The sequence below is a fragment of the Bacillus sp. OV166 genome, from assembly GCF_900177675.1.
Taxonomy (GTDB): Bacteria; Bacillota; Bacilli; order Bacillales; family Cytobacillaceae; genus Neobacillus.
This window is the reverse complement of the sequence record NZ_FXWM01000001.1, coordinates 5402484-5414737: the sequence shown is the minus strand read 5'-3', so window position 1 is coordinate 5414737 and position 12254 is coordinate 5402484. Positions and strand designations below refer to the sequence as shown.

Annotated in this window: 10 protein-coding genes, 1 tRNA gene and 1 rRNA gene; 6 read left to right on the top strand and 6 right to left on the bottom strand. The window is 40.2% G+C overall.

Annotation, left to right across the window (positions count from 1 at the left end; all coding sequences use genetic code 11):
* Window position 1 precedes the first annotated feature (1 nt).
* From CCK98_RS26720 to CCK98_RS26705, 4 genes are all read left to right on the top strand, one after another.
* The gene (locus CCK98_RS26720) at window positions 2–181 is read left to right on the top strand and encodes a hypothetical protein (protein ID WP_088089358.1); all 180 of its coding nucleotides are present in this window, start codon (window positions 2–4) and stop codon (window positions 179–181) included.
* Window positions 182–199: 18 nt separating this feature from the next.
* Complete coding sequence (locus CCK98_RS26715; RefSeq protein WP_088089357.1) at window positions 200–1222, top strand: 3-oxoacyl-ACP synthase; 1023 nt, start codon at window positions 200–202, stop codon at window positions 1220–1222.
* Complete coding sequence (locus CCK98_RS26710) at window positions 1215–2111, top strand: alpha/beta fold hydrolase (protein ID WP_088089356.1); 897 nt, start codon at window positions 1215–1217, stop codon at window positions 2109–2111. The genes CCK98_RS26715 and CCK98_RS26710 overlap by 8 nt, the downstream gene beginning before the upstream one ends.
* A 113-nt stretch (window positions 2112–2224) precedes the next feature.
* Window positions 2225–3724, top strand: coding sequence for a long-chain fatty acid--CoA ligase (locus CCK98_RS26705; RefSeq protein WP_088089355.1), 1500 nt, complete (start codon window positions 2225–2227; stop codon window positions 3722–3724).
* A gap of 109 nt (window positions 3725–3833) precedes the next feature.
* Here the strand turns inward: CCK98_RS26705 and CCK98_RS26700 are convergent, their stop codons facing one another.
* Complete coding sequence (locus CCK98_RS26700; RefSeq protein WP_088089354.1) at window positions 3834–4742, bottom strand: selenium metabolism-associated LysR family transcriptional regulator; 909 nt, start codon at window positions 4740–4742, stop codon at window positions 3834–3836.
* Window positions 4743–4878: 136 nt separating this feature from the next.
* Window positions 4879–5451, bottom strand: coding sequence for an alpha/beta hydrolase (locus tag CCK98_RS26695; RefSeq protein ID WP_088089353.1), 573 nt, complete (start codon window positions 5449–5451; stop codon window positions 4879–4881).
* Between the two features lie 213 nt (window positions 5452–5664).
* Between CCK98_RS26695 and CCK98_RS26690 the strand changes: the two genes are divergently transcribed.
* Window positions 5665–7005, top strand: a complete 1341-nt coding sequence (locus tag CCK98_RS26690) for a DEAD/DEAH box helicase (RefSeq protein ID WP_088090551.1) — start codon at window positions 5665–5667, stop codon at window positions 7003–7005.
* A 53-nt stretch (window positions 7006–7058) separates the two neighbouring features.
* Here the strand turns inward: CCK98_RS26690 and CCK98_RS26685 are convergent, their stop codons facing one another.
* From CCK98_RS26685 to CCK98_RS26670, 4 genes are all read right to left on the bottom strand, one after another.
* Window positions 7059–8597 (bottom strand): cation acetate symporter, encoded by a 1539-nt coding sequence (locus CCK98_RS26685; RefSeq protein WP_088089352.1) that lies wholly within the window; start codon window positions 8595–8597, stop codon window positions 7059–7061.
* Complete coding sequence (locus CCK98_RS26680; protein ID WP_088089351.1) at window positions 8597–8923, bottom strand: DUF485 domain-containing protein; 327 nt, start codon at window positions 8921–8923, stop codon at window positions 8597–8599. The genes CCK98_RS26685 and CCK98_RS26680 overlap by 1 nt, the downstream gene beginning before the upstream one ends.
* A 342-nt stretch (window positions 8924–9265) precedes the next feature.
* Window positions 9266–9338, bottom strand: a tRNA-Ala gene (locus tag CCK98_RS26675).
* Window positions 9339–9419: 81 nt separating this feature from the next.
* Window positions 9420–10115 carry an MgtC/SapB family protein gene (locus CCK98_RS26670; protein WP_088089350.1) on the bottom strand — a complete coding sequence of 232 codons (696 nt, stop codon included), beginning with the start codon at window positions 10113–10115 and terminating at the stop codon, window positions 9420–9422.
* Window positions 10116–10678: 563 nt separating this feature from the next.
* On the opposite strand from CCK98_RS26670, the gene CCK98_RS26665 reads away from it, so the two are divergent.
* Window positions 10679–12228: ribosomal RNA gene (locus CCK98_RS26665) — 16S ribosomal RNA — on the top strand.
* Window positions 12229–12254 lie beyond the last annotated feature (26 nt).

The following is a 12254-nucleotide window of genomic DNA, read 5'->3' as shown; positions in this document are numbered from 1 at the left end:
AATGGAGTTAAATCAAATTGCTTCTTTTGTTGTTCGGTTTCAGTTGGCCGCTTTTGAGAAGGAAACAGGCGAGAAACAATGGAGAATAAAAGTTACCCATGTTCAAGAGGACAGAGAAACATTATTTGAATCGATTGAAGAAGCGCTGATTTTTATGAAGGCAATGGCGGAAAAAGCATAGAGAGGTAGGTGATTAGGTTTGCAAATCGGGATCCTGAGCACGGGCATTTATTTGCCTGAAGAATTTTTGACTGGAAAAGAGATTGCAGAAATGGCCGATATCCCTGTTTCAGTTGTTGAAGAAAAAATGGGCATAAAGAAAAAGTATATCCCAGGACCAGAAGACCATACGTGTGAAATGGGGATCGTCGCTGCAAAACAAGCTATTGCTAAAGCTGGAATCGATCCAATGGAGATTGACCTGGTTATTTATATTGGTGAGGAACATAAGGAATACCCTCTGTGGACCGCTGGTATTAAACTTCAAGAAGCAGTTGGAGCTTTGAATGCATGGGCATTTGATGTTGCCTTGAGATGCGGGACAACTGTCATGGCATTAAAAGTAGCAAAATCTATGATGATTGCTGATCCAGGTATTCAAACGGTTCTTCTTGCAGGTGGGTATCGGAATGTGGATTTCATTGATTACGACAATCCAAGGACCCGTTTCATGTTTAATCTCGGTGCTGGGGGTGGAGCGATCCTGTTAAAAAAAGGGCATAACGAAAACCTATTAATGGAAACAGATATAATCACTGATGGTTCTTTTTCAGACGACGTCGTCGTTGTTTCCGGAGGGACCAAGAACCCCATTACAAAAGAGGCTATTGCTCAGCGGCTTAATAAGCTCGATGTTCTTGATCCAGAAGGTATGAAGGAGCGCCTCGAACAGAAATCAATGAATAATTTTCTAAAGGTTATTCGTGAATCTTTAAGGAAAAGTGGGTTTAGTGAGAAGGATATTTCTTATCTTGGTATCCTTCACATGAAAAAGTCCGCACATGAATATGTTTTAAAAGAACTGGGTTTGTCCGAAGAACAGTCTATTTATTTAGAAGATTATGGTCATATCGGGCAAATTGATCAGATATTGTCCTTGGAGTTGGCCTTATCAGATGGAAAAGTTAAAGAAGGCGATGTTGTCGTTTTAGTTAGTGCTGGAATTGGCTATGCGTGGGGAGCAACTACAATTAAATGGGGGAAGGTTGATCTGGATGGTTAATGTGACACTTAAGGAAGTTAAACTTGCTAATGATGAAACTCTTACCTATCGGGAGAGGGATGGAGGAGAAATAAAAGTTTTGTTAATCCACGGAAATATGACTTCTTCGAAGCACTGGGATTTGGTGCTTGAGAATTTGGATGCCAAATATAAACTATATGCGGTTGACTTACGAGGATTTGGCGGTTCAACCTATAACAATCTAGTGATGTCTATAAAAGATTTTTCAGATGATGTAAAGCTGTTTGTTGATGAAATAGGCTTAAAGGATTTTGCGGTTGTTGGTTGGTCAACCGGTGGTGCGGTTGCCATGCAGTTTGTGGCGGATTACCCTGGGTACGCAAACAAACTTATTTTATTAGCATCTGAATCCACCCGTGGCTATCCATTTGACGGGAAATTAAATGAAAATGATGAGCCGCGGAGATTTGCGTTACATGAAGAGATCAAAAGGGATGTTACGAAAACAATACCTGTCCAAACCGCTTATGACACGAATAACACTGAATTATTGAAGCTCATTTGGAACGCTGTTATCTATACTCACAATCAGCCTGCACCTGAACTTTATGATGCGTATGTTCAAGATATGAGAACCCAGCGGAACTTAGCTGAGGTGCATCATTCCAATAACACGTTTAATATCAGCCACCATCATAATGGACTTGTTGAAGGAAATGGGAAAGTGGATGATATTACGGTACCAGTACTGGTGCTAAGCGGAGATCGTGATTTTGTGGTAACTGGAGACATGACGAAGGAATTACTGGAGGACCTAGGGGAAAAAGCTAGGTTTATTGAGTTAAAGAATTGTGGTCACTCCCCATTGATGGATGATCTTCCACAGCTAGTAAACGCAATTACACAATTTATAGATAGTGATGTTTAAGAAAAATGTGTCGATAACCATTCATATTCGATAATAGAGTCTGATTATGTAACTCCCTTGTAACCGGAAATAAGTAAGATAGTTGCATCTAGTAGTGAAGGAGCGATTATTCGGTGAGGTGGGAACTGGATTGGCTTAATAATAGAGCAAGATTATCTCCGGAAAAGGATGCAATTATAGATGAAAAAACAAACCAAGCTTGGACGTTTAAAGAAGTAAATGAACGTGCAAAGTCTGTAGCAAGCTGGCTCCTGTCCCAAGGTGTTAGAAAGGGCGATCGGGTTGCCCTTTTATCACCTAATGATATTAGCTATTTTGATTTATTATTTGCCTGTGGAAAAATGGGAGCCATCTTGGTTCCTCTGAATTGGCGATTATCTCAGCATGAGATCAGCGAAATATTGCAGGATTGTACACCCGTGTTAATTGGAATCCATCAGCAATTTGAGACGATCTACGAACAATTAACCAACGTTTGCCCGAATTCCTTTTTAATTAGAGCAGAAAATTATCTTGAAATTTCTTCGTATCCAATTAGAGATAGTTTTACAGAAGATATCATTGAAACCGACCCGTTGGCGATGATTTATACAGGGGGAACAACCGGTAAACCTAAGGGTGTAGTGTTAAGTCATCAGTCAATCTTATGGAATGGAATGAACACAATAATAAGTTGGAGCTTAACAGCTGAGGATGTTACGGTAAATTATTTACCGATGTTTCATACGGGTGGAATAAATGCGCTTAGTATCCCTGTCCTTATGATTGGTGGAACTGTTGTTATAGGCGATCAATTTACCGGACAAAAGGCAGTGGAATCCATCAATCGTCATCGCTGTACGATTATTCTCTTGGTGCCTACCATGTATCATTTACTCATTCAAACCGATGACTTTCAAGGCAGCGATTTTCCGACAATGAAAATCTTTTTATCAGGTGCCGCGCCCTGTCCTTTACAAATATATGAGGCTTTTCAAAAAAAGGGGTTAGCCTTTAAAGAGGGGTATGGGCTAACGGAAGCAGGGCCGAATAATTTTTATATTAGCCCGGAAGATGCCCGTATAAAACGTGGGTCTGTCGGTAAACCGATGCTGTTTAATTCGATAAAATTAGTAAAGCCAGATGGTCGAGAAGCAAAAAACAATGAGGTTGGTGAACTATTAATTAAAGGGAAACATGCCTTTTCGTTTTATTGGAATAATGAACAAGCAACATCGGAAACGTTGATGGAGGGCTGGATTCATACAGGGGATTTAGCCAAAAGGGATGAAGAAGGCTTCTATTATATTGTCGGCCGGAAGAAAGATATGATTATCACAGGCGGAGAGAATGTATATCCGCTTGAAATAGAGCAATGGCTCGCGGAACTCCCAGACATAGATGAGGTCGCAGTCCTCGGATTGCCGGATAAAAAATGGGGCGAAATTGTAACCGCCTTTATTGTGTTAAAAGACTCTTCAACTGTAGGAGAGGAAGAATTGAGACCTTATTGCGAGCATAAATTAGGTCGATACAAAATTCCAAAGCGATTCATTTTCTTAGAAGAACTGCCAAAAACCCATGTGGGAAAAATAGATAAAAAGAAATTAAAGGAAATGAGCACGATCATTTAAAGGGAGAACAAACCGTTCTCCCTTTTTTCGTGGTGTTAGATACGAGGGGGAAGATTGTATTAAAATGATCCTCAAACCATAAACACAACAAAGTGGGTTGAGAACTTTCTTAGTCCAATTTATGTGGGTCCCCGTTAACCAAATCCAAGGCACCTTCAATAAATAATTTTGATAGGAGTGATTGCGTTTTATTAATGTTGTAAACAAGATAAAAATATCTTTCGTCATCAAAGCCATTTATATCATGCATCTTAAGCATATTTTTAGAGGAATATTCGCTTGCTGCAATTTCAGATATAATCGAAATGCCAATATCTTGTAGGACAAATTGCATTAAACTCTGACCGCTTTCTGTATAAGCAATGATATTTAATTTGTCCTTATGAATCTTCATTTTCTTAAGGAAACGTTCCAAAAGAGCATTCGTTCCTGAGCTAGAATTACGCATCACAAATGGATAATCTAAAACCTCCTCGATATTGACAGGTCCCACAATCTCGTTTTGGTTCGATGTAATTAAGACTAGCTTTTCTTTTAATAAAGGAATATAGTGAAGTTTGTCGTTTTCGTATTTATCACCCAATATCCCAACATCAACAGATCCATTTAAAACCTTTTCGGCCACAATTTTTGAGGAAGATTGATTGATATGAAACGTCGCTTCAGGATACTGTACTCTAAATTGCTTGACCATTCGCGGAACCATAAATTGCCCAGGAACAGAGCTCGCTGCGATCCTTATCATTCCACGGAGGTCTGTCATCCCCTCTTTTAGGTCAAGCAATGCTTGGTCCTTAATGAGCAAAAGCTTGAGTGCCCACTGATATAAGCGTTCCCCTTGAGGTGTAAGAATACTTTCTCTTCCGACACGATCAAAAAGATTCATATTTAACATCTTTTCTAATGCTTGGATGTGAGAGCTAACGGTTGATTGACTTAAAAAAATATCATCTGCTGCTTTTGAAAAGCTTTTGTGTTCAACCACTTTTGTAAAAACATACAACTGATGCAAATCCAAATGTATTTCCTCCTTGAAATATTTATATTATCGATTAATTGTGATTGATAAAACAGATAAAATTAATTTATATAATGGCTTAGAATGGAAGAAACGTCAATAAAAAGAAGGAGTGATGTCTCACTCCTTCTTTTTATCAATATTGAACAATTTCTTTACGAGAAAGACATAAATCTAAGATCCATGGCCATTCCCCGTGTCCTGACTTCGTATTAATATGACCAGCATTTGGTATGGTAACGGAAGGTAGCCCGAGATTTAAATAGTTTTTTGAATCGTCCAAACTGCAATAGGGATCATTGGATGAATGGACAAATAATGTTTCCGCAGATGTTCGCATTAAATGGTTTCCATCCAGCGGTACCGGATAGAAGGATTTCGCTTCAGTGAGAATATGTGATGGAGATGGCGGTGCAACGAGTATAACTTGTTTGGCAATTTGTTTGTTTAGAGTAGAGGCATAATGAAGCAAAAGCAAACATCCTAGACTGTGTGTGATAATCGTTAAGTTATTTTCCTCAGGAATCGTCTTTATCGTAGTGGACAGTTCCTCCAACCAGACTTTCTTATTAGGTAAATCAAAGTTAGAGAAAGTTGGGTAACAAACATGATGATTCCTTTGTGTTAATTCTTGAGCCAGCCATGTTTGCCAATGATCAGGTCCGCTCCCGCCTAGGCCATGCATGATGAGAAAACTGTTTTGGTTCATATTATATTCTCCACCTCCAAAGTTTACTATTCCGATGAAATAAGTTGGTATTATATTGTGATACAAAAATTATAGTTGTTTTAAAAGAAAAAGGCAACTGATGTCTGAACATTTATATATTTTTTTGAATAACGGCAGGAAAAGTATATTTGCAATTGGAATGATAAACAATCAAAATAAATGGATAGGTTAAAAATGAAAGTAGGGGTTTTTTTGTCAGATTTTTTAAAATTGGGTATTTCAGAAACATTAGTGAATAAATTACGCGGCCACGGTATAGCAAAACCGACACCGATTCAAGAACAAGCGATTCCATTTGTGATGAATGGTAACGATATAATTGCACAGGCGCAAACGGGAACAGGGAAGACGTTTGCTTTTATTCTACCAATCCTTGAAAAAATTAATTATGAAGCAGAACAGGTTCAAGCGCTTATCGTGACTCCAACTAGAGAATTAGCACTGCAAATTACAGATGAATTTGAAAAATTGATAGCAGGCATTAATGGTTTAGATGTCCTGGCAGTCTATGGCGGGCAGGATGTCGATAAACAGTTAAAAAAATTAAAGAGGGGAATGCAAATTGTTGTTGGGACTCCTGGCCGACTTTTAGATCATATTAGAAGAGAAACCATCCGTTTATCGGAAATATCTTTCCTAGTTTTAGACGAAGCAGACCAAATGCTCCATATAGGCTTTCTTAATGAAGTGGAGGATATTATCAGAGAAACTCCAGCAAGCAGGCAAACGATGCTGTTTTCAGCAACGATGCCGCCTGAAATTCGCAAACTAGCAAAAAAGCATATGCGTGATCCTGAATATATTCAAGTAGAAAAAACACAAGGTCCGGCTGAAAATGTTAAGCAGATTGCGATTCATACAACGGATCGTGCTAAACAAGCCACGCTTATTCAATTAGTGGAAACTTATCGTCCCTATTTAGCGGTAGTTTTTTGTCGGACGAAACGAAGAGTAAGTAAACTTTTTGATGTCCTGAAAGCAAACGGCTTTTCTTGCGATGAATTGCATGGTGATTTGTCTCAAGCGAAGAGAGAACGAGTGATGAAGCGTTTTAGGGATGCCGAAGTGCAATTGTTAATTGCTACAGATGTGGCTGCGAGAGGACTAGATGTTGAAGGCGTCACGCATGTATTTAATTATGATATCCCTGAAGATGCTGACAGTTATGTTCATCGAATTGGCCGAACAGGCAGAGCTGGAATGACAGGTCTTGCAATTACCTTTTATTCTTCGGCGGACAGGTCTATGCTTGAAACGATTGAACAAGAGTTAAACATCATCATTCCAAAACAAAATATGAGTAATAGCGAAGAGAAATCCGAAACAGAAGACGTTAAAAAAGAACGTAATACAGTTCATAAAGATAAACGTGGAATGAGTAAAGCAATAACAAGCACATCACGAAATCGAAACGATACAGGTAGAAGGGAAAATAGGTCTGGAGGAAGAAGCAACTCTGAAAGAAGGTCCCAAACCGTTACGTCAGGAAGAAACAGTACGAAAACAGGTTCAGGAAGAAAAGGACCAAGATAATATACATTTTTAAAACAAATGGGACTGAAAATGATTCAGTCCCATTCGTTTATTTAACTACCAATTCTAATGCCAGTATTCGATTTAACCAGTACTTCCTCATATCTTTTTACATCGGCTTTTTGGCTTGAGAAAATAGTTCCAAGATAGCCCGCAATAAATCCGAGTGGAATAGAAACAATTCCTGGAGTTGTATACGGGAACCAAGGCTCACCTACAAAAATAGCTTTTCCAACTTCAGGGCTGAAAACATTCGGGCTGACTAGCACCAAGCCGATTGCTGAAATAAGCCCAACCACCATAGCCCAAACAGCACCGGTTGTATTAAAGCGTTTCCAGTAAATTGTATACAGAATAACAGGTAAATTTGCACTCGCTGCGACGGCAAAGGCAAGTGAAACTAAGAAGGCGACATTAAGAGTTTGTGCACCTAAGGCAAGTATAATAGATATGACAGAAACTCCAACTGCTGCCCAGCGTGCCATACCCACTTGCTGCTTTTCTGTTGCTTTTCCCTTTTTAAGGATAACGTTATAGAAATCATGGGCAAACGCTGAGGCAGCTGTCAGAACAAGGCCAGCAACAACAGCTAGAATAGTTGCAAAAGCGACTGCTGAAATAAAAGCAAATAACATATTTCCACCAAGAGCTTGGGCTAAAAGCGGAGCAGCCATATTCCCTGCCGGATTAGCTGCAACAATTGTACTGTTACCTACAAAAGCTGCCGCACCGAAGCCAAGAAAAATGGTCATAACGTAAAAAATCCCAATGATCCATGTGGCATATACAACTGAGGAACGAGCTGTTTTTGCATCCTTTACCGTAAAGAACCGAACAAGAATATGGGGCAGACCTGCTGTTCCTAGGACTAATCCCATGTTTAAGGAAATCGTATCAAGACCAATTTTGTATTTTACGCCAGGATTTAGGAAAGTGTCCTTTAATGGTGTTGCAGTTTTCATTTGCGCAAACATATCGGTAATACTCCAGTTAAATTTGGCAAAAACAATAATAGAAATGACTAAGGTACCACCCATTAATAGAACGGCTTTAATGATTTGGACCCAGCTTGTTGCATGCATTCCTCCAAAAATAACATATACAGTCATTAGTACGCCAACAATTAAAACGGATGTGGTATATTCTAAGCCTAATAATAATTTGATAAGTGCACCTGCACCAACTAGCTGAGCAATCATGTAAAAAATCGAAATGGTTACCGTGTTCATGGCGGCAAAACCACGCACTTTTTTTGCATCAAATCTTGCAGCAATCATATCTGCAAAGGTATATTTTCCGAGGTTTCTTAGAGGTTCAGCGACCAAATAAAGTACAACAAGATAGGCAACTAGGAAACCAATGCTATAAAAGAAGCCATCAAATCCCGTTAAGGCGACTGCCCCAGCAATTCCAAGGAAGGATGCAGCGGACATATAATCCCCAGCGATGGCAAGTCCATTTTGCCAGCCAGTAAGACCTCCGCCAGCCGTGTAGAACTCACTTGCATTTTTCGTCCGTTTTGAAGCGTAGTATGTAATCACTAACGTGACAAAAACGATACATAGAAACATAGTAAATGCAGCTGTATTCATTAGTTAGTCCCCCTTTCTTGGATTACTTTATTAGCTAATTCATCAAATCTTGCTGCTTTTTTCGAGTAAAGCATACATAAAACCCATGTCATGACAAATTGGAAAAAAGCAAAGACCCATGCCCATGTTATACTTCCGATAAACTTATGATTTAACACTGTCGAATAGGAAGTTAATACAGGCAATGCAAAATAAAAACAAAAAAAGAATATGGTGATTGGCACGATGAATTTTTTCTTTTCGGAGAGTAATTTTTGAAATGATGATGATTGAACAATTGCAGTGTAATCGCTTTCGGAATTAACCTTAGTTTTTTTTGCCTCCAATGGAGGTTCCCCCTCTCATTTAAAAACCCTTTGTTCAAATCTGAGGTCAAATAAAAGATAATGCTGATTGGTCAATTGTTGAGGAAAAATAGATTGTGGCGGAATTATACTGGAAGAAATTAATTTTTTTACAATTCACTCCTTTAAATACAGATTTTTCTAAATTTTTAAATTACATTTTCGATTTTATTATATTGAGAAGAGAATTTGCAATAGGAAATTTTAAAAAAAGGTAAAAATACCCATGGGATATTTATTAGGAGAAATAATGGAGAGGGTTGGATGTTATTGTGTAAATCAGAGAAATAAAAAAACCCTTGCAGCGCAAAGGTTTTCGAAATATGGAGAATAGGGGGCTCGAACCCCTGACCTCTTGCATGCCATGCAAGCGCTCTCCCAGCTGAGCTAATCCCCCAGTTTATTGGTACAAGAAAAATTATATCTGTATTGCTATTATCTTGCAAGAGAAAATTTTGGATTTACATAAATTTTTTTTCTAGCCAATACTTTCGATTTCAACTTTCTGAACACCTTCTAAATTCGATACAGAGGAATACACATCGGTTGTCTTTTCACGGTAATCCACTGCAACTAAGATTTGAACAAGATGGTCCCCGTTGTCTAAATCTTTAATCTTAAGTCTACGAACAATATAATTTTTTTCTAATAAGAAAGAAATCGCTTTATCAATTTGATTTTGATCTCTAATAAACAAGTGCAACATGACTTCTTTTTCCCGTAATTGTTTCGGACCAATGATCTTCATTAAAAATGGAACAAATTCCACACTAATTATAAGTAGCGCAACACCAACAAATGCCTCTATGAAAAAACCAGCACCGACAGCTATGCCAATTCCTGCGGCTCCCCATATCATGGCAGCAGTAGTTAATCCTGAAATACTATCATTGCCCCGTCTTAGGATAACCCCCGCACCTAAGAAACCAATTCCTGAAACAATCTGTGCTGCTAAGCGAAGAGGGTCCATTGTAATTTTAACATTATCCGAATTGGGAAACATATACGCCGATTCAATCGATACAATTGTCAGCAAACAACTCACAACCGAGATAACCAGACTTGTCTTAAGTCCAACTGGTTTCCTTTTTAATTCTCGTTCTAGGCCGATAATAAGGCCAAAAATAGCAGAAACACCTAACTTAATTAATATATGGATATCGATACTACTCATCTCAGGTTCACGTCCAATTACACAGTCTGTTGACTGAAGTTTTGTTTGTTGTGGTGGTAGAAAATATAGAGCATTGGAAAAATTAAAGGTTTTCCTATGTTGATTCTACACATAATCGAGTATCTAATGGAAGAACAAGTGGGAACTTATATTTTTATGATTACGGAAATTGTTTACTATTTATCAATAACTGTCTATTTATTATATGATAAGAAGGATCAAAAAAGGCTATAACAATTAGTTTTACATTTCCCTGTTTTTTATATGGTCCTTACTTTAGTAATAAGAATGAGCTTTTCAAAAAAACTTTTAAAATTATATTGCAAACATTAATTTATCATGTTATATTAAATCTCGTCCTCATCGAGAGAGTTAACAAACGGAAAAAGTATTTGAAAAAGTTGTTGACATTAAGATGTTGGGTGTGTTAAATTAATAAAGTCGCTTACGAGCGATAGAGAAAATTGATCTTTGAAAACTAAACAAACAAAATCGTGCAAACAAACAAAATTTTTAGTTTCAATTACGAAACTAAGCCAACGTAACAAATGAGCTAATCAACTTTCTTGGAGAGTTTGATCCTGGCTCAGGACGAACGCTGGCGGCGTGCCTAATACATGCAAGTCGAGCGAATCAATAGGAGCTTGCTCCTGTTGGTTAGCGGCGGACGGGTGAGTAACACGTGGGCAACCTGCCTGTAAGACTGGGATAACACCGGGAAACCGGTGCTAATACCGGATAATCCTTTTCCTCTCATGAGGAAAAGCTGAAAGTCGGTTTCGGCTGACACTTACAGATGGGCCCGCGGCGCATTAGCTAGTTGGTGAGGTAACGGCTCACCAAGGCGACGATGCGTAGCCGACCTGAGAGGGTGATCGGCCACACTGGGACTGAGACACGGCCCAGACTCCTACGGGAGGCAGCAGTAGGGAATCTTCCACAATGGACGAAAGTCTGATGGAGCAACGCCGCGTGAGCGATGAAGGCCTTCGGGTCGTAAAGCTCTGTTGTTAGGGAAGAACAAGTACCGGAGTAACTGCCGGTACCTTGACGGTACCTAACCAGAAAGCCACGGCTAACTACGTGCCAGCAGCCGCGGTAATACGTAGGTGGCAAGCGTTGTCCGGAATTATTGGGCGTAAAGCGCGCGCAGGCGGTCCTTTAAGTCTGATGTGAAAGCCCACGGCTCAACCGTGGAGGGTCATTGGAAACTGGGGGACTTGAGTGCAGAAGAGGAAAGCGGAATTCCACGTGTAGCGGTGAAATGCGTAGAGATGTGGAGGAACACCAGTGGCGAAGGCGGCTTTCTGGTCTATAACTGACGCTGAGGCGCGAAAGCGTGGGGAGCAAACAGGATTAGATACCCTGGTAGTCCACGCCGTAAACGATGAGTGCTAAGTGTTAGGGGGTTTCCGCCCCTTAGTGCTGCAGCTAACGCATTAAGCACTCCGCCTGGGGAGTACGGCCGCAAGGCTGAAACTCAAAGGAATTGACGGGGGCCCGCACAAGCGGTGGAGCATGTGGTTTAATTCGAAGCAACGCGAAGAACCTTACCAGGTCTTGACATCCTCTGACACTCCTAGAGATAGGATTTTCCCCTTCGGGGGACAGAGTGACAGGTGGTGCATGGTTGTCGTCAGCTCGTGTCGTGAGATGTTGGGTTAAGTCCCGCAACGAGCGCAACCCTTGATCTTAGTTGCCACCATTTAGTTGGGCACTCTAAGGTGACTGCCGGTGACAAACCGGAGGAAGGTGGGGATGACGTCAAATCATCATGCCCCTTATGACCTGGGCTACACACGTGCTACAATGGATGGTACAAAGGGCTGCAAGACCGCGAGGTTTAGCCAATCCCATAAAACCATTCTCAGTTCGGATTGCAGGCTGCAACTCGCCTGCATGAAGCCGGAATCGCTAGTAATCGCGGATCAGCATGCCGCGGTGAATACGTTCCCGGGCCTTGTACACACCGCCCGTCACACCACGAGAGTTTGTAACACCCGAAGTCGGTGGGGTAACCGCAAGGAGCCAGCCGCCTAAGGTGGGACAGATGATTGGGGTGAAGTCGTAACAAGGTAGCCGTATCGGAAGGTGCGGCTGGATCACCTCCTTTCTAAGGATAAAGCTGGACCTGTGAGC

Coding starts and splice junctions, on each gene's coding strand:
- CCK98_RS26720 (WP_088089358.1), top strand. CDS start 2: ATGGAGTTAAATCAAATTGCTTCTTTTGTTGTTCGGTTTCAGTTGGCC.
- CCK98_RS26710 (WP_088089356.1), top strand. CDS start 1,215: ATGGTTAATGTGACACTTAAGGAAGTTAAACTTGCTAATGATGAAACT.
- CCK98_RS26695 (WP_088089353.1), bottom strand. CDS start 5,451: ATGAACCAAAACAGTTTTCTCATCATGCATGGCCTAGGCGGGAGCGGA.
- CCK98_RS26685 (WP_088089352.1), bottom strand. CDS start 8,597: ATGAATACAGCTGCATTTACTATGTTTCTATGTATCGTTTTTGTCACG.
- CCK98_RS26670 (WP_088089350.1), bottom strand. CDS start 10,115: ATGAGTAGTATCGATATCCATATATTAATTAAGTTAGGTGTTTCTGCT.